Source organism: Capilliphycus salinus ALCB114379 (assembly GCF_047276495.1).
In the GTDB taxonomy this organism is placed as follows: domain Bacteria; phylum Cyanobacteriota; class Cyanobacteriia; order Cyanobacteriales; family Microcoleaceae; genus Capilliphycus; species Capilliphycus salinus.
This window is the reverse complement of sequence record NZ_CP178543.1, coordinates 4,489,937-4,516,200: the sequence shown is the minus strand read 5'-3', so window position 1 is coordinate 4,516,200 and position 26,264 is coordinate 4,489,937. Positions and strand designations below refer to the sequence as shown.

The 26,264-nt window shown below is 36.8% G+C and carries 5 protein-coding genes; all 5 read right to left on the bottom strand.

The features are described from left to right. Positions 1-51: 51 nt before the first annotated feature. The 5 genes from ACL6C3_RS18345 to ACL6C3_RS18325 are packed head-to-tail and all read right to left on the bottom strand — an operon-like array spanning position 52 to position 26,261. Positions 52-7,845 (bottom strand): amino acid adenylation domain-containing protein, encoded by a 7,794-nt coding sequence (locus tag ACL6C3_RS18345; protein WP_413160476.1) that lies wholly within the window; start codon positions 7,843-7,845, stop codon positions 52-54. Between the two features lie 47 nt (positions 7,846-7,892). Then, positions 7,893-12,680 carry an amino acid adenylation domain-containing protein gene (locus ACL6C3_RS18340; RefSeq protein WP_413160475.1) on the bottom strand — a complete coding sequence of 1,596 codons (4,788 nt, stop codon included), beginning with the start codon at positions 12,678-12,680 and terminating at the stop codon, positions 7,893-7,895. 39 nt (positions 12,681-12,719) lie between these two features. Then, the gene (locus tag ACL6C3_RS18335; RefSeq protein ID WP_413160474.1) at positions 12,720-13,790 is read right to left on the bottom strand and encodes an LLM class flavin-dependent oxidoreductase; all 1,071 of its coding nucleotides are present in this window, start codon (positions 13,788-13,790) and stop codon (positions 12,720-12,722) included. A 59-nt stretch (positions 13,791-13,849) separates the two neighbouring features. Beyond that, positions 13,850-18,568, bottom strand: coding sequence for an SDR family NAD(P)-dependent oxidoreductase (locus ACL6C3_RS18330; RefSeq protein WP_413160473.1), 4,719 nt, complete (start codon positions 18,566-18,568; stop codon positions 13,850-13,852). 4 nt (positions 18,569-18,572) lie between these two features. Continuing rightward, positions 18,573-26,261, bottom strand: coding sequence for an SDR family NAD(P)-dependent oxidoreductase (locus ACL6C3_RS18325; RefSeq protein ID WP_413160472.1), 7,689 nt, complete (start codon positions 26,259-26,261; stop codon positions 18,573-18,575). Positions 26,262-26,264 lie beyond the last annotated feature (3 nt).

Below are 26,264 nucleotides of genomic sequence, written 5' to 3'. Positions count from 1 at the left end.
TTCGTTTGGCTGTAAGTGAGTTTGTTAAGATTTTCTGGAAATAGTTAAGGTTTAAAATTCTATTTGGTCTAGAACTTGATTAAGTTGATTTTGATCGAGTTCAGCCAATGAAAAATCTGAGGGTGTATAACCTCCCGCTTCGGGGGAACAGCAGTGATCAATAAGCTGATTTAAAGCTTCTTTAAACTGCATTGCTAAGTTTTCTATCGTCGTGCGATGATGAAAGTTTTTGCTATATGTCCAGTAAAATTTTAGTTGTCCTTGAATTATTAATCCATTAATTTCTAACAAATAAGTTCTGGTTTGTTTGCAACTACGAGCTTGACCGCTTGATTCCGAGGCTACACCCATCATAGAAGATGATAACATTTGATCAAATTGTCCCAGATAGTTAAAACAGATTTCAGCTTTAGAATTGGGAATTTTTGATTCTGAAGCAGCCAGATAGCGTAAAATTCCATAGCCCATTCCCGAGTTAGGAACTTGACGAAGTTGTTCTTTAATTGTTTTTATTGATTCTCCTAAATCTATTGTATTTAATTTGAATAGCATCGGGAAAATAGATGTAAACCATCCGACTGTTCGAGAAAGGTTGAGATCATTTAGCAGAGATTCTCTACCATGATATTCTAAATCAACTAAAAGGTAATTTTGACCTGTCCAGCTTGATATCGTTTTTGTCAATGCCGTTAGCAAAATATCATTAATATGAGTATTATAAGCCGAGGGAACATCTTTAAGCAAGGCTTGTGTTTGTTCCAAGCTGAGAGAGATTGTAACTGTTTCTGATGCTTGAACCGTATTTTCTCCCCGGCAGTAATCTATAGGTAATGAATCAGTCTCTTGAGTTAGAACAGTTAACCAATAATTTTGCTCTTGCTGAATTAACTCTGAGTTTGGATACTCTTGTATAGCGTTAGACCATTGCTTTATGGATGTAGTTTTTAAAGACAGATGAATTTCTTGAGCATTTTTAATTTGTTCATAAATTGTTTGAAAATCTTCTAATAAAATTCGCCAGGATAAACCATCGACAGCTAAATGATGAATAACAAACAGCAGGCGATAACCCCGATCACATCCTAAATTTAACAGCGCAACTCTAACCAAGCTTCCAGTTAACAGGTTCAGACTTTTATGAACTTCATTGACGGTGAATTCAAGAGCTTGGTTTTGTTCGGGTTCTGGGAGATTAGATAAATCAAAGTAGGTTAACGGTATCTTGGAGTTGGGGTAAGCTATTGTTTGTTTCCAGCCTAATTCTGTTTGCTCAAACTGAAGACGCAGTGCATCATGGTGAATTAATAACTGCTGAATTGTTTTTTCTAGAATAGCCATATCAAGACTTTGTTTAAATTCAAGAAAAATCGCCTGATTAAAGTGAGAAACATCTTGCTTATAATTTTCAAAAAACCAATGTTGAATTGGAGTTAGAGGAACTGAACCTGTTATCAATCCTTGTTCGCTATTCCTAGCTTTCTCTAAAGTAGCCGTTGAAGCTAATTCAGCTATTGTTTGATATTGAAAAATATGTTTAGGTGTAAGCTTAATTCCTGCGTTACTGGCTTTACTAATAATCTGAATTGCCAAAATAGAATCTCCTCCTATCTCAAAGAAATTATCGTGAATTCCTATCCGCTCAACTTGAATAATTTCTGACCAAATCTCAGCCAGCTTCATTTCAATTTCAGTTTGAGGATTTACAAATTCTGATTGAGGTTCCAACTGAAGAAGTTCTCGTTGGGATAAAGCTCGATAGTCTACTTTTCCATTAGAAGTTAGGGGAAGTGATTCTATGGGTACAAAAAGAGCAGGAATCATATAGTCCGGTAACTTTTCGGTGATAAAAGCTCGAAGTTGAGAGAGGATGTTTAAAGATTGATTTTGAATGGCTTCGGAGTTTTCATTGAGAACTACATAAGCAATAAGACGTTTGTTTCCTCGTTGATTATCTGTAATTACAGCTACATCTTTAACTGCTGAATGTTGATTTAATACGGCTTCTATTTCTCCTAATTCTATCCGAAAACCTCTAACTTTAACTTGATTATCCAAACGACCTAAATATTCAAGCGTTCCATCCTTTTTATATCGCACTAAATCCCCAGTTTTGTACAAACGATGGGATGTGCTTTGAGGATTAAAAGGATTGGGAATAAATTTTTCGGCAGTTAAATCTGGTCGGTTTAGATAACCTCTAGCCAGACCATCACCTCCGATGTAGAGTTCACCAGGAACTCCTGTAGGTACTGGATGAAGATAGCGATCTAGTACATAAATTTGAGTATTATAAATGGGATAACCAATGGGTACAGACTGACTAATTTGAGCAATATTTGTCATGGAGTAACAGCAGGAAAATGTTGTGCTTTCTGTCGGGCCATACCCATTAATAAGTTTACAATCAGGGAATGTTTTTAAGAGTTTATTAACATGAATTACCGATAAAACATCACCCCCCGCTAAGAGTTTACGAACATTTTTAAAACTTTGAAGCTGTTCATCAACCATGAGATGAAATAACCCTGCTGTTAGCCAGAGTATAGTTATATTATATTGTTTAATAATTTCTCCGAGTTCATTTAAAGAAGGCTGATGATTGGGTAATATAACGATGCGTCCACCATTGAGTAAAGCTCCCCAAATTTCAAAAGTGGAAGCATCAAAAGGAAGAGGTGCAGCTTGAAGAAAAATTTCTTCAGTATTAAAGTTCACATAATTATTTTCTTTAACAAGTCTAACTACACCTCGATGAGGAACACATACCCCTTTTGGCTTTCCTGTGGAACCGGAAGTATACATAACATAAGCTAAGTTTTCTGCTGTTACTTGATGAATGGGATTGTTTGAGTTTTCTTGGCTCAGAATTTGCCAATCTGTATCTAGATTTAAAATAAGAATATTTAAAGCTTCAAAATGAGTGCTGTTTAGGTCAGTAATTATTGCTGAAACTTGAGTATCTTCTAAGATAAATTCTAGGCGTTCTTGAGGATAGTTTTTTTCTAGAAAAACATAGGCCGCTCCCGCTTTTAAAATCCCTAAAATACTCACAAACGTCTCTATTGAGCGTTCCATGCAAATTCCGATTAATGTATCGGTTTTCGTGCCTATTTTTCGCAGATAGTGTGCGATTTGATTGGCTTTAATATTAAGTTCTCGATAAGTGAGTTGTTGATCGGCGTAGGTCAGAGCGATCGCATCAGGATATTGTTCTACCTGTTGTTCAAACAGTTTATGAATAGTAGCTTCTCGCGGATAATTAGTTGTAGTTTGATTCCATTCAACTAAAATTTGCTGTTTTTCATCTTGATTTAAAAAGGTTAATTCAGAAATTTTATGTTCGGGATTGACGATAATAGCTTCTAATAAATTTTGAAAATGCTCTGCGAGTATGCGAATCGTATTTTGTTCAAATAAATCTGTATTGTATTCAAAAGTTCCGACGATATAATCATCTGTTTCTGTTAATGACAGAGTTAAATCAAACTTGGCTGTTTGGCGGGGAATCTCAATAGGACTCCAACTTAAGTCAGAAAATTTTACTTCTTTCAGAGGAGCATTTTGCAGCACAAACATGATTTGAAATAAAGGTGTGTAACTTAAAGAACGAGAAATTTTTAATTCTTCTAGTAGCTGTTCAAAAGGTAAATCTTGGTGTGCATAGGCTTCTAACGAGACTTGACGAACTCGTTGCAATAATTCCTCAAAGGTTGGGTTTCCTGATAAATCTACTCGCAGAGCTAATGTATTTACAAAAAAGCCAATTAATTTTTCAATTTCGGCTCTGTTGCGATTGGCAATTGGAGAGCCGATAAGAATATCTTCATTGCCTGTATAGCGATGAATTAATGTATAAAATGCAGTAAGTAACGTTATAAACAGGGTACTTCCTGACTGCTGACTGAGGATTTTTAAACCTTCTAATAATTGCCGAGATATATTAAAAGTGTAACTGGCACCTTGAACAGTTTGAATGGCTGGACGAATGCGATCGGTCGGTAGCTGTGAAAGTGTAGGTGCATCCTGCAATTGTTGTCGCCAATAAGAAAGCTGATTTTCTAAAAGTTCACCTTTTAACCATTGTCGCTGCCAACTGGCAAAGTCAACATATTGAATGGGTAATTCTTCTAAAGGAGAAGGTTCTTGATTTAGAAAAGCTTGATACAATGTTGAGAGTTCATGTAACAATACACCCATCGACCAACCATCAGAAATAATATGATGAAAAGCCAGGATTAATATATGTTCTTGTTCCTTCAGGCGCAGTAACTTAATACGAAATAAAGGACTAGAACCCAGATTAAAGTGTTGTTGGGTTTCTGCAAATAAAAATTGCTCAATTGTTGCTTGTTTCTTAGTTTCAGGCAACTGACTTAAATCAATAATCGGTAACTCTAATTCACAAGTTTCTGAAATTGCTAGTTGGGGTTTTCCATCGATAGTGTGAAAAGCCGTTCTTAAGACTTCATGGCGATGAATCACTTCTGAAAAAGTTTGCTTGAGAATTGTAATGTTTAAAGTTCCCTGTAAACGAACAGCTACAGGAATATTATAAAAAGGATTGTTCGGCTCAAACTGTGATAAAAACCATTGTCGTTGTTGGGCGAAAGAGAGAGGTAAATCGGTAGAACGAGATATTGGCTGAATGGGTGAAATGGGCAGTTTTAAATGATTCTGCGTTAAAATCTCTACTTGTTGAGCAAGTTCAGAACTTGTAGGAAAATCGAATAAATAACGCAAAGGAAATTCGATTTTAAAGATTTGTCTAATCTGCGAAACTACACGAGTTGCTAATAGCGAATGTCCGCCCAATTCAAAAAAGTTTTCATTAATTCCAATTCCCTGTAAGTTTAAAATACTTTCCCAAATTCCGACTAAAATTTCTTCAACTGGTGTTTGAGGTTGAATTCTGTTATTTGTGGTAGGAAGTTGATACTCAATCGCTGCTAAAGCACGACGATCTATTTTTCCATTGGGAGTTAAAGGAAAGGCTTCTAACTCTACAAATGCGGAAGGTATCATGTATTTCGGTAATTTTTCCTCAAGAAAAAGACGCAATGCTTGATTATTAATATATTCTTGTTTTGGTGACTGTTGAGTTATATTTTCACAAATAAAGTAAACAACTAAACGCTGTTCGCCAGCTTCATCAGAGTTAACGATAGCTACCGCTTTTTTTATTTTTGGATACTCATTTAATGCCGCTTCAATTTCACCCAGTTCAATCCGAAAACCTCGAATTTTAACTTGATCGTCTGACCGTCCTAAGTATTGAAGATTTCCATCGGGTAAATATCGCACTAAATCCCCTGTTTTATAGAGGCGTTCTTGAGTTTTATTTTTACTAAAAGGATTGGGAATAAATTTTTCTGATGTTAATTGAGGACGGTTTAAGTAACCCCTAGCCACACCTAAACCTGAAATATAAAGTTCACCTTGAACACCAATTGGAACAGGTTGTAGGTGAGAATCTAAGACATAAAATTGAGTATTAGCCAGGGGACGACCAATTGAAACATAAGTAGATTTTTCGGGATAAATACAACTTAAATCTAACTGATAAATAGCTGACCAAATTGTTGTTTCTGTCGGCCCATAAAGGTTCCAAACTTGTTCAGAATTTTGTAAAAGTTGTTGGGCAAGATGATGATCGAGTGCTTCACCTCCGCAAAGAATTTTGATATTTTTGCTTCCGGTCCATCCAGCAGCTATTAACATTCGCCAAGTTGCAGGTGTGGCTTGCATTAGTGTCGGGTTTAAGATGTTTAATTTTTCACGCAATGCAACACCATCTGTAGCAATTTCACGACTGATAATTATTAAACGAGCGCCTACTATTATAGGTAAATATAATTCTAATGCTGCAATATCAAACGAAAGTGTTGTTACTGAAAATATAATATCTTTGGGTAATAAACCCGGTTTTTGACGCATTGCTATTAAGAAGTTTGTTAAGCTTTCATGGCAAATTTCCACACCTTTAGGCTGACCTGTAGAACCGGAAGTATAAATCACATAGGCTAAATTTTGAGGTAAAATTTGAGAGTCAATATTTTCGGAATTCTGTTGTGCTATCGCTTCCCATTGCTCATCTAAATAAATAACTTTATCTGTTTGGGCGTTAAGATTGAAAAGGTTAGATTGAGTTATTAATAATGAAATTTTAGCATTTTCTATTATGAAAATTAGACGTTCTTTAGGATAGGCAGGATCGAGAGGAACATAGGCAGCACCCACTTTCATAACCGCTAGAAGTGCGATGAGCATCTCACAAGAACGGTCTAAACAAATCCCAATTAATTGTTCAGATTTTATCCCCTGTTTATGTAAGTAATGTGCAAGCTCATTCGCTTTGTAATTGAGGGTTTGATAGGTTAATTGTTGATGTTCGTCAGCAACTGCAACAGCATCAGGCGTTTGTTTAACTTGTGCTTCAAATAATTGATGAATACAGGCTTGATGATAAAGTTCTGTTTCTGTTTTATTCCATTCAATCAGAAGTTGATGCTGTTCAGTCGGTGATAATAAGGATAACTCAAACAGTCGCGCTTGAGGATTACTAATAAACTCTAACAGCAATGTTTTAAAGTTTATCCAAATCTGTTGAATTTTTTCAGGAAGAAAACAACTTTTGTTGTAATCTATCCTTAATAATAGTTCAGAATTGGGTAAAACAAACAACGCTAGAGGATAATTTGTCTTTTCAAAACCCCAAGCTTGACTTATTTTTAAGCTGCTGTTTGATTGATTTAATACTGTATCAAGAGAAATGGGATAATTTTCAAAGACTAGCAAGCTTTCAAATAGCGATGTTCCTGTAGGAACTTCACTCCATTTTTGAATATCTATTAAACAACTATAAGCATATTGCTCTCGTTCTATTTGTTGAGTTTGTAGAGTTTGCAACCAGGAAATTAATTGCATTTTGGCAGAAACTTTTACCCGTACAGGCAGAGTATTAATAAACAACCCAACAATAGATTCTACTCCCGGTAAAGTGGGCGGACGACCTGAGACTGTTGCACCAAATACAACGTCATATTCTCCACTGTAACGACTGAGGAGTAAAGCCCAAGCCCCTTGAATAACGGTATTTAGAGTCAAGTGATGTTGCTGACAAAATGACTGTATATTAACTGTTTCTAGAGTTGAAAATTGGAAATATTCTTGAACATGAACATCTTCCTTATTTTGATAATATTCTACTGTTAGTTGTGTTTGAGTTGTAAAGCCCTTAAGATTTTCATGCCAAAATATTTCTGCTTTTGAAAGATCTTGATCTTGCAGCCAACTAATATATTCTCGGTAAGGACGTGAGGGTATAAGCGATAAGGTTTGACCTTGCTTAAACGCTTCATAAAGTGCTAAAACTTCTTTGATGATCAGACCATTACACCAACCATCCATTAGCAGATGATGATGACTCCAAACAAATTGATAAGTGCTTTCTTGTAGTTTGAATAAGGCACAACGCATTAAGGGAGCTTGATCCAGTTGAAAACCTGTTTCTCGCTCTGAAATTAAAAAAGATTGTAATTTATTCTCTTGTTCGTTTGGCGTTAAATTTTGCCAGTCTTCTTCAATAAAAAGTAAGTTAACTTGTGAATAAACGACTTGCAATGGCTTCTCTAATTCTTCCCAATAGAAAGCTGTACGCAACACGGGATATCGAGTTATAACCTGTTGCCAAGCTTGCTTAAATGCTTGTGTATTTAGTTCTCCAGAAATTAAACAACTCCGCTGCTCAAAATATACACCCGAACTGGGATTATACAGGGTGTGAAAGAGCATTCCCTGTTGCATGGGAGAAAGTTCGTATATATCAACGATATCTTGTTTAGACATAGAAATTCATTTTGAATAAACTACAGGTTAATTTGCTTAAATGTTAGTTAATTGGTTTTTTTGAGTTTTGTTAGCAATTTATCAAGTTGTTTTTGATTGATACGCGCGGAGGAAAAGTCTGATGGTGTATAAGCCTCGGCTTCTGGAGTGGAAGCATAAGTAATTAAAGCTTTTATTGCAGTAATAAAATGATTAGCCCAATATTCAATAGTTTTTCGTTTATGAATATTTTGACTATATGTCCAATTTAGTTGCAGTTTATTTTGACTCACAAACCCATTAATTTCTAACAGATAACGGCGAATTTGATCGGGAGAACGGTTGAACTGACTTGACTCTGATATATCCAATGTAAACAATTCCGCTTTTACAGGATTAATTTGACCAAGATAGTTAAAAATAACAGAAGCTTGAGGAGTTGCTTTCAATTGATAACGCACAGTTTTATCTGGGCTGAGATATCGCATAATTCCATAATTCATACCCTGATTAGGAATATGATTAAGTTGTTCTTTAATAGACTTAATAGCCTCTCCTATATTGTGAATTGTTCCTAACTCTAGCACAACTGGAAAAATGCTGCTAAACCAACCCACTGTGCGTGATATATTGATGTTTTCAAATAATTGTTCTTCTCTTCCGTGTCCTTCTAAGTCAATTAAAAGCGAGCGGAAACCCGTCCACTGAGCAAAGCTTTGAACGATGGCTGTTAACAATATATCATTAATTTTTGTCTTGAGTATTTTCGGGATTTCTTCTAAAATTAGCTGAGTTTGATTGATATCTAAACTTACGCTCACTTTAGCAGTTGAACCGACTGTATTGGCTGAATTTTCTATAGGAAAATCAACAGGTATTGAATTAATTGATTTCTGGGACTGAGCTAACCAGTAGTTCAATTCCGAGGTAACTTTTTCCGATTCACCATAAGAAATCAAGCCAGTTGACCAATCTTGATAAGAGCTTGTTTTAGCGGGGAGTTGGATTTGTTCTTGGTGGCTCAGTTGTTTATAAGCTAGTGCAAAATCTTCAAGAATAATTCGCCAAGATACTCCATCAACAGCAAGGTGATGAATTATGAAAAGCAAACGATCAAGTTGATTATTTCCAAGTTTAAACAAAGCAGCTTGAACAAGCTTAGACGAAATATTTAAACTTTTTTGTAAACGCTCTGAAGCGGTTTTATAGGCTTTTATTTTTTGATTTTCTGTTAATCCTGATAAATCAATGTAGCTGACCGGAATAGTTTCTTCAGGAGATGAATAAAACTGTTTGTAACCTGTATTCTCCTGTTTAAATCTCAATCGTAAACTATCATGCTGTACGAGAAGTTGCTGAATAGATTGTTCAATATATTGAAAGTTGATATCCGGTGAAACTTCCAAAACAACAGACTGGTTATAGTGATGCAGATGTAAAAGTTTTTGTTCAAAAAACCAATGCTGAATGGGTGTCAAAGTAACGAAACCTGTTGCCAAACCCTGTTCAGTTTTTAGAGATTTACTTGAGGTTGCAATAGCCCCTAATTCAGCAATTGTTTGATACTGAAATATCTGTCTAGGTGTTAGTTTTAAGCCGGCTTGAGTTGCTTTAGATATAATTGAAATGCTTTGAATAGAATCGCCTCCCAATTCAAAGAAGTTATCATAAATTCCAATGTTTTCTTTTCCTAAAACATCTCTCCAAATTTCCGTTAAGATTTTCTCGTTAGGGGTACTCGGAGCCACAGAAGAAGATGTTTTTATCACTTCCTCTACTTTAGGTAAGGCTTTAAGGTCTACTTTACCATTTGGAGTTAGCGGAAACGCAGATAGGACAATAAAAGCATTTGGAATCATATAATGGGGAAGTTTATTTTTGAGAAAATGATGCAGTTTATTTTGTATTTCTAAGCCAGAATCGCGAATTTCAGACTGAAGTATGGTGTAAGCAACTAGGCGCTGATTAGCAGAATTTTCTTGAACTGTAACTCTTGCTTCTTGAACTTCTGGATGTTGAGTTAATACTGCTTCTATCTCGCCCAATTCGATGCGAAATCCTCTAATTTTTATCTGGTTATCGAGTCGTCCTAAATATTCTATATTACCATCGGTCAGATATCGTGCTAAATCTCCAGTTTTATACAGACGGTCTTGAATTTTATTTCTATTAAAAGGATTAGGAATAAATTTTTCTGCTGTTAAATCTGCTCGATTTAAGTAACCTCTAGCTACACCTAAACCTCCTATATAGAGTTCGCCGGGAACACCAATTGGAACAGGTTGTAAATATCGATCTAAGATATGAATTTGAGTGTTTGCAATCGGACGACCAATGGAAACTGCACCCGAAAGAGAAGCCGGGGTTGGAACTTCATAAACACAACATCCAACCACTGTTTCTGTCGGCCCATATTCATTAATTAATCTCGTTTTTGGAGTGTTTTTACGCCAGAAAGAAAGATTCTCAGCTAACAAAGCATCTCCACCGATAATTAAAGAGTTTATTTGACTAAGTTTTGATTGCTGCGACAGAAGTTGGCTTAATATCCCTAGATGAGCCGGAGTGACTTTAACCAAGCTGAATTGAGTCTCGGAACTTAAAGCTGCACTCAAAGCTTCAATTTCTTGATTTTCTGATAAAATAAATATAGTTTTTCCAACTAATAAAGGACAGAATAAACTGGTTATTGTGGCATCAAATCCGATTGAAGAATGTAGGGGAGAACCCTCTCCATTAACCAAATTATATTCTTGAATTGCCCAGTTTAAATAATTAATAAGCCCTTGATGGGTTAACAGAGTTCCTTTGGGTTTTCCTGTTGAACCCGAGGTGTAAATAACATAGGCTAAATTGTGTATGGTTCCTGACTTTTTAGGATTAGAATCAATTTCACAATCAATAATATTCCAGTTTTCTCTAAGATTTAAAAGGGGAGTCGATGGGATGTGCTTTGCTATCTCTGAATTTAACTTTTCAGTGGTTAATACCATAGCAACTTGTGCATCAGAGAGCATAAAGCCTAACCGCTCTGAAGGATAGTTAAGATCGAGTGGAACATAGGCACCACCCGCTTTGAGAACTGCCAAAATCGCAACCAGTAACTCGGGTGAACGTGGGATACATATTCCGACTAAAACTTCGGGCTTAACTCCTTTTTTTTGAAGATAATGTGCAAGTTTATTCGCTTTTATATTAAGTTCTTTATAAGTTATAATTGTTTCATTTTTAAAATTTTCATCATAATTAAAACGAATAGCAACCGCATCGGATTCTTGTTGAACTTGATTTTCAAATAGATGATGAACACAGTTATTAATATAATTAGCTTGAGTTTTATTCCACTCTGTTAACAATTGATGTTGTTCAGTAAGAGTTAGAATTGATAAATTAGAAAGTTTGACCTGTGGGTTGGCAATAATTTCTGATAAGAGCATCTGAAAATGCCCGAGCATTCGTGCAATTGTATCTTGTTTAAATAGGTCGGTACTATATTCTAGAACGACTAAAATTTCTGATTCTCGCTCAATTAAATGCCAAGTGAGATCAAACTTAGTTGATTCCGGGTCGATCCAAAATTGACTGATTTGTAAGTTGGGTAATTGTAATTCAGGGCTGGATGAATTTTGAAACTGATAAGCCTCATTTTGAAACTGAAACATCACCTGAAACAAAGGATTATGACTGAGATGACGTTCCGGTTGAAGTTCTTCTACTAACTTTGAAAAAGGTAAATCTTGATGTTTATATGCTCCAGAAGTTACCTCTCGAACTCGCTTTAAAACATCTTCAAAGGTAGGATTTCCTGATAAGTCAGTTCGTAAAACTAGAGTATTAACAAAAAAACCAATTAGGCTTTCTGTTTCCTGCCTATTTCGATTGGCAATAGGAGAACCAATAACAATATCATCTTGGTTACTATATCGATGTAATAATATTTTAAAAGCTGCAAGTAAGGTCATAAATAAAGTAACCCCTTGCTGACGACTCAGCACTTTTAAAGCTGTGGTTAGTTCTTTAGAAAGTGTTAATGACTGAGTTTTTCCTCGAAAACTCTGAGTTACAGGTCGAGGATAATCTGTGGGCAAATTTAGGGTTGTTAAATTTTTAAGTTGCTGTTTCCAGTAAGTTAACTGTGTTTTTAATTCTTCTCCTGCTAGCCATTGCTGTTGCCAAATTGCAAAGTCTACATATTGAATGTTTAGTTCTGGTAATGGTGAGGGTTTTTGTTCAGAGAAGGCTTTGTAAATTGCAGAAAATTCCTTCAGTAAAACTCCTCTTGACCATCCATCTGCAATAATATGATGTAAGCTCAAAAGCAAGATAAATTGAGTTTCACTGAGTTTTAATAACGTTACTCTAATTAATTGCTCTTGATCGAGATTAAAAGGTCTTTTTGCTTCTTGTTTTGCAAGCCGTTTTACTTCACTATCACGGTTGTTTTCCGATAAATTTTGCAAATCAATGATCGGAATATCTAGAGTAAAATGAGATAAAATTGTTTGCTGAGGTTGATTATTCTCGATCCTGTTAAAAGTAGTTCTTAAGCTTTCATGGCGGCGAACAATTTCATTGAGGGTTTGTACAAGAATAGCAATATTGAGATGCCCGTTAAGATGCCAAGCAACTGGAATATTATATGCTGTAGTTTCTGGTTCTAACTGATGGATAAACCAAAGCCTTTGCTGTGCAAATGACAAGGGCAGGTTATCTTCTGTTTTCCGTTTTGGAATTGTCAGTGAATTGAATTGCTGCTTTCTGTTTTTAAGTTGTTGCTCAAGTAACAGGCGTTTCTCAGGTGAAAGATTTGCAATTCTTTTTGTTAATTCATCCAATCTTTGATTATTGTTTGTCATAGCTCAAATTGAAGGTGTGGGAGTTGTTCGGCGATGATTCTAAACTAATGTTTTTTGGCTCAATTGAACTGCATGGTATTTTTCTCGCAATTGTTTCAAGTAAATAAGGCTTTCCATGACAGATTTATAACTTGGAACAAAGTCAATTAAACAGGCGATTTCATTGATACCTGCTTGCTCTATTTGCTGAAGAAAAGGAAGACAACTGGTTGGAGTACCGATCAGAGAACGCCCTTTCATAAACCCTTCTACTCCAAATAAGAGTAAGCTATCGAGATCATCTTCCGAGAAAGTCTTGAGGCTAACATTTAACCCCATACTTTTAGCTAAGTTATCCAACAAATCATAGTGGGTTTTGAGATAATCACAAAAGGGTTGCCTGACTTGTTCTTTGACTTCGTTTAAACTTTCTCCTAAAAAAGTATGAATCATTAAAGTTACTTTTTTTTCCTCGGGATTATGACCTTTTTTGGCTAAAGCTTCTCGATAAAGTTTTATTTTTGGAACGATACTTTCTAAAGTTCCACCGAGTAAAGAGGTGAGAACATTAGCACCCATTTTTCCCGCTTCTATAAAGGTTTCTGGAGATTGACAAGTAATCCAAATTGGAAGTTTTGGCTGAATTGGTTTTGGTAAAGTTTTGACCTGAACTGTTTTACCACTTGCATCTTGATAGTCTACAGCTTCCCCTTGCCAAAGTTGCTGAATTGCTTTAATTCCTCGCCACATATTCGCTTTGCGATTTGCATGATTTTCACGAGAAAGAATGAATTCATCCATCGTCCAACCGGAGGCAAAAGCAATCCCTACTCGACCATTTGAAAGGTTATCAACAACCCCCCATTCTTCTACAATTCGCACGGGATGATGTAAGGGTACAACAACACTACCTGCTCGCAATTGAATTCTTTCTGTGACCATTGCAAGGGCGGCATTTGTTAAGGAAGGATTCGGATAAAGTCCGCCAAAAGCGTGAAAATGTCGCTCGGGCGTCCACAGCGCCGAAAAACCATTTTGATCGGCAAATTTGGCACTGTCAATAAGTAACTGATACTTATTAGGTTGTGCAACCGATCCATCTCCATCAAAATAAAATAAACTAAAATCCATGTCCATCTCCAAATTAATTGTTATTTCTTGGTTGTTTTTATTAGCTACAGAGCGAGCAATTATGTTTGATCATCATCTTCCTGTAAGTTACCCTGAATTGATAGCATAGATTCTACCTCCTCTAATGATAAATTTTCGATTTCCTCTAATAGTTTTTTGATTTCCGGATCATCCGTTTGTTTTGATTTATTTTCCTCAATAATTTTAGCAATCCCCGCAACAGTGGGTGATTCAAATAAAAACTCTCGCATCGGGATATCTATTTGAAATTCTTCTCGCAAACGAGAAATAATTTGAATTGCGAGTAATGAATGCCCCCCCAACTCAAAAAAGTTATCATAAATTCCTACTTTCTCTATCCCTAATAAATTTTCCATTGCATTTGCAACTATTTTTTCAATCTCATTACGAGGTGCAGTATAGGATGTTTTAAGATGGGGTCGAGCATGATTAGAGGATAAATGTTCCGTTTGATTTGAGTGTAAAGTTTCTAAGTTTTCCGACGTTTTGAGTTGAATTGATTGCTCAATTCTAGCGTGTAAATCTCTCGGTGAAACTGCTCTTTGATAAATAATATCCTGTGATAGAACTCGCTGGGATACTTGCCAAACTTCATTGGGTGTTATTGCTAAATCAATTAATGCTGAACCTGTTTTCTGAGAGCTTGATTCTTCCTGAAATTGACAGGCATCCCAGTTGATACTAATCCAGGGCGTTGAACCTGTTTTATTTTGTTGGCTAGCAAAGGCATCCATAAATAGGTTTGCGGCTGTATATGCGCCAAATCCAACGCCTCCTACGATGGAGGATAGAGAAGATTGTAGCAGATAAAAATCAAGTTTTCTTCCCTCAAAAATTTTGGCTAGTGTGATTAATCCTCGTACTTTCATTTGGAATTGATAATGACATTTTTCGAGGTCTAAATCTTGAATTGGACAGCTTGATCTATCTCCCATTGTTCCAGCATGAATTACCCCATTAATTTGACCAAATTTTTCATCGGCTTGAGTGACAATTGATTGCATTTTTGTTTCATCTGCTAAGTCAGCACTGAAGAATAAAAATTCTGATCCCGATGTTTCTAAGGCTTGCAGTTTCCGAATACATTGACTGATATTATCTTGCTGACCATGCGAGATTAACCACTGTTCCCATTGATGTTTTTCTGGCAAGGTTGAACGACCGACTAAAATCAGTTTTGCTTCTAATTCTTGAGTTAAATACTGTGCATAAACTAACCCTAATCCTTCTACTAAATCTCCCGCAATTAAGTATACGCCATTTTTGATCAATCGTGTTTCTTTTGCAGAAGGTTCTGGTACAAACACCGATTCAAATGTTGGTATCCATCGATATCGATCTCGATAAGCAACGACTGGCTCTGTTGAATTTTGCTGTAATTCCGCTATCACTTGATCGATCACTGTTGTGAATAAATCAGAATTTGTGGGAACAGCAACATCAATGTTTTTGCAGGTAATATGGGGATATTCTTGCGGAATAACTTTGCATAATCCGAGTTGTGTTACTTGAGCAGGATTGAGAGGTTCTGTACCGAGTACATCGTGAATATTATTCGTAACTGTTGTCAGTTTTACTGGGGTATCAATGTTTTGTTGAGTAATTGCTTGAACTAAAGCGAGCAAGCTATAGAAACCTTTATTTTGATAAGATTCAAAATCAATTTCTAAACTCGAACTCAAATGATATGCTGATTCGCTTCCCCAAAAATGAAGTATCTCATTAGGAACAAAGTTGTTTTGTTTTAGGACTCTTATTAAATGTTGATAGTCGTCAAAGTTTTCAGGATTGATCTCAAATAAAGTCTCAGTAAGCTGAACAAATTTTTCTCCAATTCTGACTTCAGCTACGACTTGATTTTCTGATGTTAAGCGTTGAACAATTTTTTCACCCAATCCCATTTCATCCACAAAAATCAGCCAACATTTACGTTCTGTATTAGATGAAAGCTTAGGTAGGGTTGAGCGTTTCCAAGAAGGAACATAAAACCATTCAGCTAAATTAGACTTTTTCTGCGGTTGTTGAGGTTTTTCTTGAGAATTATTAGTTTCAGCTTGAGGTTCTATCCAATAATATTGTCGTTCAAAAGGATAAGTGGGTAAGGGTACGCGCTGGCGTCGTTCATTCGCATAAAATGCCGACCAATTAACTTCTATTCCCGATAGCCAAAGTTGTCCTAAAGTTTCTAAAATATGAGCATGATCTGACTGTTTATCTTGGGGATGACGCAGTGAAGTTAAGGCATTTATATCAGGTTGATGCTGTTTGGCAAATATAGTCAATGTCCGTCCAGGCCCAACTTCCAACAATAGAGGATTTGGCTTTTGCAATACCTGTTTAATTCCCTCAGAAAACTGCACCGTTTTTCTTAAGTGTTGAACCCAATATTCTGGTTGAGTTGCTTCAGTTGCAGTCAGCCAAGTTCCTGTTACATTCGAGAGAACGGGAATTGCAGGAGGATTTAGGTTGATCTTGGTAACTATCTGTTGAAATTCGTCTAAAATTGGTTCCATTAAAGGAGAATGAAAAGCATGAGATGTATGTAAATGACGATAGGTAATATTTTGTTGATTCAAAACTTTCTCGAATGTTTTAATCCCAGTGTTTGAACCGGACACAACGCATAAATTGGGAGAATTAATCGTTGCAATTACTAATTCTTGGGGAAGGATAGATTGTATTTTTTCCAGTGTTGAAGAAACCGAAAGCATAGCCCCAGACGGACAGGTTTGCATCAGTTTTCCTCGGGTTGCAACTAAGGCTAAAGCATCTTCTAAAGAAAACACACCCGCCCAAGTTGCAGCAACGTATTCTCCAATACTATGACCAATCATTGCTTGAGGTTTTACGCCCCAACTTATCCACAACTTAGCCAAAGCATATTCTATTATAAATAGTGCGGGTTGTGCATAGGTTGTTTCATTAATTAAGTTTTTTTCTGGATGCTGTTTAGAATAGATTAGTTCCCTTATATCTTGCTCTAAATGGGATTTGATAAGTTCACTACACTCATCAATTACTTGCCTAAAAAGAGGTTCTTTTTCATAGAGTTCTAACGCCATATTAATATATTGACTTCCTTGCCCCGAGAACATAAACACAATGGTTTGGGGGCTATGTTGATAGAATTTTGTTAATAATTTTTGGGATTCATTTTCTGAGGTTTCTAATGTTTCAACAGCATCTTTTAACTCTTTACAGACTAACATTCGGCGATATTCGTGATGTTTTCTTCCGGTTTGTAAAGTGTAAGCTACATCTGCTAAGTTTAAATTTGAATGCTGTTTGAGATGGGTTGCAAGTTGAGTTGTTGCTGTTTCTAAAGCTGATGGCGTTTTTGCAGAGAGTAAGAGCAATTTCCAAGGACGAGAATTGCTAGAAATTTCAACTTGAGGAGCTTCTTCAAGAATGATATGAGAATTCGTTCCTCCCATACCAAAAGAACTGACTCCAGCACGGCGAGGGCTGCCATTTTTTTGCCAGTTTGACAGTTGAGTATTGACATAAAATGCACTGTCAGCAAAGTTAATTTGAGGGTTGGGATTCTCAAAGTTTAAACTGGGGGGAATTTGCTGATTTTTGAGGGCTAATGTCGCTTTAATTAATCCTACAATTCCTGCGGCTGCATCTAAATGTCCGATGTTGCTTTTTACTGAACCTATTGCACAATATTTCTTATTACTTTTACCAAAAACTTTTGTCAAAGCAGAAATTTCAATCGGATCGCCTAATGCTGTTCCCGTACCATGCGTTTCTATATAATTAATGGTCTCAGGTTCTACACCGGCTTTGGCAATTGCGGTTGCAATAACTTCCGCTTGACCTGTTACACTAGGAGCCGTTAAACCCACTTTTTGAGAACCATCATTATTAATGGCTGAACCTCGAATAACGGCATAAATTTGATCGCCATCTTCCAAGGCTTTACTCAGCCGTTTTAAGACAACAATACCCACTCCATTTCCGAAAACTGTTCCTTTCGCATTTGCATCAAAAGCGCGACAATAACCATCAGGAGAAGCAATTCCGTCTTCTTTATAAAGATAACCTGACTTTCTAGCGGAATTAACTGTAACTCCACCTGCTAAGGCAATATCACATTCTTGTTTCAGTAAGCTTTGACAGGCGATATGAACACTCACTAATGAGGTCGAACATCCGGTTTGAATTCCACAACTCGGGCCTTTTAAGTTTAACTTATAAGAAACTCTAGTGGGCATTAAACCCATAACATTACTGACGACAAACTGCACCGAGTCTACCGATTTTCTTAAAGCAGTATTGCTGTAAAGATTAATGATGTAATTGTTTAATGCCGAACCCCCATAAACCCCTACTTTACCCGAATAGCGTTCGGGGTCATAGCCTGCATTTTCTAAGGCTTCCCAGGCACATTCTAGAAAAATTCTCTGTTGAGGATCAATCAGTTCTGCTTCTCGGGGAGAGTAACCAAAAAAGGCGGCATCAAAGTATTCAATATTGTCAAAACTCGCATATGCTTTGACATAGTTTTGAGCATTAATTTCATCTAAACTCACACCGGATGAAACCAATTCTTCATCCGATAAAAATTGTATAGAGTTGACCCCATTTTTTATATTTTCCCAAAACTGTTCAACGGTTTGAGCGCCAGGAAAACGGCCCGCCATGCCAATAATAGCGACCCGTTCATTTTTCTCTTGTTCTACAGCTTCGAGCTTGGTTCGAGCTTCTGTAAGAGCGGCAAGTATTCGTTCGGATGAAGATAGATTATTCATGGGTTTAACCTCCTAATAATTTTTCTAAATTTTCAAGTTCTTTATTAATAGAATTTTCTATATTATTTCCGGTAAGTTCTGGCCGTTCTTGCGTAACTAGACTAACATTTTTATTTGAATTAATCAAGGGGTTAGTTGGTAGGATTTCGGCTCTAATATATTCGGCTAAATCTTTGATGGTTGGATATTCAAAAATAACAGTTGAAGGAACAGATTTTCCCAAACTATTCTCCAAACGATTTCTGAGTTCAATTATCATCAAAGAGTCCATCCCCATATCAAAAAAGCCTTGCTTTGGATCGGGAAATTGAGAGGGTTGCAGTCCTAACACTTTACCGACTTCAGCTTGCAAGTAAGAAATTAAAATAGATTCATGCTCATCAGCGGGAAGGGTTGCCAGTTTTTGGATAATTTTTGAGTCTTTTTTTGGTTGCAGTTGTGCTTCTGTTGGGATAATTTCTGAGAAGAAAGGCGAAATCAATCCTTGTTGTAAAAAACGCGACCAATCTATCGGAATGACCCCAACTTGTGGGTCGGGTTGAGCGATTAATTCCTCTAAAATTTCTAGCCCTTGCTGAGGAGAAATCGTTCCTACTCCCTTGAGGCTCATCTGCTGAGTGACTTGACGTTCAGCCGCCGCTCCGACTTCAGACCAGGCACCCCAATTAATACTGAGTCCGGGTAAGCCCAATATTTGGCGGTAGTGAGCAAGCATATCTAGAAAAGTGTTCGCTGCGACGTGATTCGCTTGTCCGGGTGAACCTAACAGCGAAGCAGCCGAAGAAAAGAGTACAAAATAGTCGAGAGGGATGTCTTTTGTTAACTGGTGTAAATTCCATGCACCGTGCATTTTAGGCTTCATTACTCGCTCAAATTTTTCAGAGTTTAGTTGCATTAATACACTGTCTTCTAAGACTCCAGCCGCATGAAAAACTCCCCGTAACACGGGTAAATTTTCTAGGATTGTTTGAAATATTTTTGTTAAAATTTTGCCATCATAAACGTCAACTTCAATCACAACTACTTTCGCTCCCATTGCTTCTAACTCATCCAAAGTTTGTTGAGTTTCTGAGTTGGGATGACGACGACTTAATAATACTATATTTTTCGCTCCTTTTTCAACCAGCCAACGAGCAACTAACAGTCCTAATCCTCCCAAACCTCCTGTAATTAGATAAGTTCCCTCAGATAAATTTTTGCGATTTTCTTGAGTTGAGTTTGTGATGATAAGTTTACCGATATGTTTGGCTTGCTGCATATATCGAAAAGCAGCAGGTGCGTTTTGAATATTAAACACTTTGTAGGGTAGCGGTTGTAATTCTTGGGTTGTAAACTTCCGCACTATTTCTGATAAAAGCGACTGAATTAAATTTGGATTTTCTTGGGCGGTAGTCATTAAATCAACCAGGTAATAAGAGACATTTGGCTTGATGTTTTTGACTTGAGTTAAACTCCAAATTTCTCGCTTGCCAATTTCTATAAAACGTCCATTTTCTTTAAGTATCGATAAACTTTTTGAGATAAATTCTCCCGACAAAGAATTGAAAACAATATCAACTCCCTGGTTTTGAGTTTGCCGCATAATTTCATCGGCAAATTCAAACGTTCGCGAGTTCATAATATGTTTTATACCTAATGATTTTAAAAATTCCCACTTACTAAAACTTGCAGTTGCAAACACTTCTGCTCCCATAGCTTGGGCTATTTTTACAGCCGCCATCCCGGTTCCACCTGCGGCAGAATGAATTAGAATTTTGTCTCCTTTAGAAATTTTTGCAAGATGATGTAAGGCATAATAAGCTGTTATGAAATTGGCGGGAATTGTAGCCGCTTCCTCAAAACTTAAGTGAGCGGGTTTTAAAGTCACTAATTGAGCGTTAACAGTTACATATTGACTAAAACTTCCCGGCGCGAGAGCGATAACATTATCGCCTATTTTGACGTGTTCTACACCCTCTCCAACTGCTACAATTTCACCTGCACATTCTACCCCAAACCAATCTCTTTCAAAGGGAAGTACACCTAATACATCCAAAACATCAATGAAGTTCAATCCAGTTACTTTGACTTCTATTTCAACTTCTTGTGCTTTGGGTTTGCGGCGAGTTGTAGGCTGTAAAATCAGATTTTCCGGCGTTCCCCGTTTGGAAATCCCCAGTTTAAAGGATTGATTTTGGGGAAACTTTAATCGATTTGAACTGTTAGTTTTATAGCGAGTTAATCGAGATACTTTTCGATTATTTTGACGAAATGATACTTGATTTTCTGCTGTGGGATGTTTGAGTTCAGTTAACAAGCTATTGACTTGAGTTTCAAGGGAGTTTTCAGGGTCTAAATCTACTTGAATGCAGTGCAGTTCTGGATGTTCTAAACCAATGACTTTCCCCAGTCCCCATAGGGGAGAATAGGCTATTCCCGACAAATTCGTTTCTATTCCAGTTGCAACAGATCCTTTAGTAACAATTGCTAAAGATGGCGGTTCAGAATAGTTTTTAATCAGTAATTGAGTTAGGCTTAATAAGCTTTCCCAGCCTGTTTTGGAGGTTGTTGTCAATTCTTCTAAACTCAAAGCTTCGGGTGGTAAAGTCTCTAAACTCCAGAGGTAGACAACTTTTTGACAGATTATATTTTTCGCTGTTATGGTTGCAAAAAGTTGATTAAAATCATCTATTTTATTAGGATTGACTTGATAGCTTTGTTGATTTAGCTGTTGGTATTCTTGCCCTGCAAACACCAAAGTACAGGATTCTCCCTGCTCTGTCAAAAGTTGAGTAAGTTGTTGAGCCATTCCTTGGTGATCTGCAAAAATTAACCATTGCTTTGATTCTGACTTATTGAGTCGATCAACTTGAGCAGCAATCACTGCTTGTTCTAGGGGTTTATTGTAATTTTCTGTTAAGTTTTTCGCTTGTTCAAACCCATTTTCTATTAACAGTGTTTGCCATTGAGAGGCAGTAATTAAAGGATAGTTTGGACGGAGATTTTTATCGTTAAATTTCCACCATCCTTCTGTCAAGCCAAAGGTTAAGTCAAACCAACGCAAAGGTTGAGTTCCTTCTAACAAAATCAGCAATCCTTTGGGAATAAGTAAACGTTTAATATTATCCAAAACTTGCTGTAAATTTGAGGTTGCGTGTAGAACGTTAGCAGCAATAACAATATCATATTGATTACTTTCAAAGTTCTGTACCTTTAGAGATTTTTCTATATCTAGAACTTGATACTTAACAAAATCGTAGTTTTGAAACTTCTGTTTTGCTTTATTGACAAACAGGGGGGAAATATCAGTATAAATATATTCGGTTTGAGATTGATTCAGATAGGGAAGTAAATAAGCAGTTGTTCCGCCTGTTCCTGCACCAATTTCAAGAATTCTTATCTTTTGTTCGGGGAGAATATTTTCTAAAGCTGAACAGACGGCTTTTTGTATGATTGTATTCATTACTTTTGCACCGGGAGAATCTTGATAGATTTGAGTCGTTAAACTTAAGTCTCCCTGGGGAAAAAGTAACTGAGTCGGATCGCAATTTCCGCGTAAAACTTCAGCCAATTGTGAACCGCACTGATGCAATAAAGTTAACTCGGCTTTGGCGTTTGGATAACGTTCTAATAATGTATTTTGCTGTACTTCCACTGGGACTAGATTGGGTAAATTAATCACTCCCCAATTCTCGTTTTCCGAGGCGACTAATATCCGATCTTCTGCTAAGATTTCTAGCAACCGATTAAACAGTCTTTTGTGTTGGCTGACAATTCCTAATTTTTGGAATAATTCTTCAGTTGAAAACTGTTGATTTGTCTGAAAAGTCAAACCCATCTGCTGAAAAGCATTTAAAATATAAGCTGAACTCAATGACTCTATTTCGAGTAATAACTCCTGATATTTGACTATCTCGGGTTGATTAATTAATTGAGTACATTGGGAAGACAACCGTTCTTTCATGTCTTCAGGTTTAAGCAGATAATCCGCCGATTTTTTTGTATTTGTATGGTTTTGAGATTTCCATTCAATTTGATAAAGCCAATCCTGAAATGAGTTAGATTGATTTTTAAAGAGTAATTCAGGGCTGACAGGTTGAAGTTGTAAGCCTTCTATTGTTGCAATGAGTTTGTCATCTAAATCAGTAATCTTTAAATCGGCGACTAAGATTTGTTGATTATGAGACTTAATTGGTCTAATTTCAGCCAAACTTTTGACTTGAAAGCTAGGATTATTATAGAAGGCGAATCGTTCTAAACCTATGGGTAAATAAGCTTTTAAATGACTTTCTTTTCCGCCAGTTATACCTATATTTACACCTAAAGTTTGTAAGCATCCATCTAACAATACTGGATGAAATCTATAGTTTAAACTTTCGGCAATCAGTTTTTCTGATATTTGAATAATTCCTAGAGACTGTGACTCGTTACTCCATAATTTATGGATCGCTTGAAAGTCTTCACCAAATTCTATTCCGTTCGCTTGCAACTGCTGATAATAGTTTTTTACATTTACTTGTTGTTCAAATTTATCTTGAGAATTAATAACCCGAGAGTCACTGAAACTTTCAGTTGTCAATTTTCCACTCGCATGGAGTACCCAAGAAGCCTCAGAATCAGATTCTACAGAACTAAATATCTCAAAAGTATATGCTTGATTAGATTCAGGTATTAGAATAGTCTGTAAAATCTTATTTTCATTTTTAATCAGAGTTAAGGGTGCTTTTATACTAACGTTTTCTAAGACTAAATTTTCATTTTTAGTCAGTTTAGAGCCGGCCGCTAATACAATTTCAAGAAAACCTGCGGCAGGTAAAATAACAGTATCAAAAACACGATGATGATTCAGAAACTCTAAATCTTCTAAACTCATTAGACTTTCAAATAAAATCGCATCAGATTTAGCAAGATTGAGTTTATTTCCTAACAACGGATGTTCATTAGGTTGTCGTCTATTATTCTTAGATGGTGACTTTTGATGAGGAGTTTCAAACCAATAACGTTGTCGTTGGAAAGGATAGGTCGGTAAAGCTACCCGTTGACGAGAATAATCTTGATCAAACCCCAACCAATTAATCTCCACTCCGGCTACATATAACTGAGATAAACTCGATAATATTGTTTGCCAATTCTCTTGTTTAGGCGTCAGACTTGCCAACCACAATTTATCGCTGTTTCCCAAACTGATTTGTCCTAAACTAATTAACGTTGGCTTCGGCCCGATTTCTACAAAAATATCTATTCCCAACTGGTTCAATGTCTCTATTCCCGAAGCAAATTTCACCGAATGACGGAGATGACGACACCAATATTCTGCGGTTGTTATTTCTTCGGTTGCCAATGTTCCCGTAACGTTAGAAATAATATCAATCGACGGCAAATTATACTTAATTTTTTCTGCGACTTCCCTAAACTCGTCTAACATCGGTTCAACCAGATGAGAATGAAACGCATGGGAAACCGGGAGTTTTTGGGTTTTGTATCCTTGTTGATTGAGAGATTCTACTACTTGGTTAACGGCTTCAGTTTCACCGGAAATCACTGTATTTTGGGGACTGTTAATAACAGCTATTTCTACAAGAGTTGGCTGTAATTCTAAACAAGCTTTTACCGTTTCTTCGTCGGCAAAAACCACAACCATTTCGCCATTTTGCGGAAGTTGCTGCATTAAACGGGCGCGACTGGCAACGAGTTGGAGTCCCTCTTCTAAACTGAAGACTCCCGCAACACAAGCGGCGACATATTCTCCTAAACTATGACCGATGAGAATATCCGGTTGAATTCCCCAAGATTTCCACAGTTTAAACAGGGCATATTCAACAGCAAATAAGACGGGTTGAGTGTATATTGTTTGATGAATTAAGGATTGACAATTAGGCAAATAAAGCAGGTCTAATAACGGGATATCTAAATAATTTTGGATGATTTCAGCGCAGTAATTAAGGGCGTTTCTGAAGGTGGGCTGAGTTTGATACAGTTGCAGTGCCATGCCTTCATATTGTGAACCTTGCCCTGTAAATAAAAAGGCTATTTTATGATTATTGTAGGATATTTTTCCTTGAGTAACGTATTTTTTAGTTGTTAAGTTTTGACGAAGTTCGTTAACTGAATTTGCAGTTGCACAAAGCCGATATTGAAAGTGCGATCGCCCCGTATTTGCACTAAAGCAAATATCTTCTATAGATGCTTGGCAATGAGTTAAATACTGCTCATAGTTATGAATATATTCTTCGAGGGCTTCAGGTGTTTTAGCGGAAAGAGTGAACAGGTGTAAAGGGCGATTTTCGGTAGTTTTAGCTAATTTAATAGCCGGAGCTTCTTCTACAATAATGTGAGCATTTGTTCCGCTAAACCCAAAAGAACTTATACCTGCTAGTCTAGGTGTTTCTCCTGAACGCCAGGGCATCAATTGCGTGGGAATAGTGATAGGAAATTGATTCCAATTAATATGAGGATTAGGGGTTTTAAAATGCAGATTAGGTGGGATTTGTTCATGTTTTAATGCTAACACAACTTTAATTAATCCGGCAATTCCAGCCCCCGCTTCGAGATGACCAATATTGGTTTTTACTGAACCAAGAATTAATGGTTTTTCTGAGGTATGGGTGTGGCGAAAAACAGCCCCTAACGCACCAATTTCGATAGGATCACCTAAGCTTGTACCTGTTCCATGTGCCTCAATATAGTTAATTTGGGCGGGATTAACTTTACTATTTTCTAGGGCTTGATGAATTACGGCTTGCTGAGAGGGGCCGTTCGGAACAGTTAACCCACTGCTACGACCATCTTGATTAATTGCTGAACCTCGAATTACAGCTAATATTTTATCTCCATTAGTAATCGCATCAGATAAACGTTTAAGAATAATAATTCCGCCGCCTTCAGAACGCACAAAACCATCGGCTGCCGCATCAAAAGTTTTACAGCGACCGTCAGAAGCGAGCATTTTAGCCTTGGAAAAGTTGATGCTAAATTCCGGTGAAATTATGCGGTTAACACCTCCAGCCAAAGCGAGATGACATTCTTTGTTTCGCAAGCTTTGGCAGGCTAAATGAATACTCACTAATGAAGATGAACAAGCGGTATCTACAGCTAAACTAGGCCCCGTAAAACCCAACAAATAGGAAAGACGACCTGCGGCTGTACTGTGAGAATTTCCCGTCGCAAGATAGGCGTCAATTTCTTTAATATCTCGGGTGAGTAAGTGTTGAGAATAATCGTTACTGCTAATTCCGATAAAGACTCCTGTTTGTTTTTCTGTTAGTTTTTCGGGGATAATTCCAGCATTTTCTAACGCTTCCCAACTCACTTCTAAAAGTAAGCGCTGTTGAGGGTCTAAACTAATAGCTTCTCTCGGTGCAATTCCAAAAAACTGAGCATCAAATTCAGCTAAATTTGGGACAAATCCACCATAACGAGTTGATATTTTTCCAGGGGTTTCAGGGTTGCAATCATAGTAATTTTCAATATTCCAACGGTCGGGGGGAACTTCGGAAATAGCATCTTTTCCTTGCTGTAATAATGTCCAAAATTCATCGGGATTTTTTGCACCCGGAAAGCGACAGCCTAACCCAATAATGGCAATCGGTTCTGTACGTGCCGATTCCATTTCTGTTAATTTAGACTGCATTTTTTCTATTGCTTGCAATGCTCGGGTTAGTCGGGAGCGATTGTCTGTTTGTTGCTCTGTATTTTCGGAATAAATTTGATTCATTAT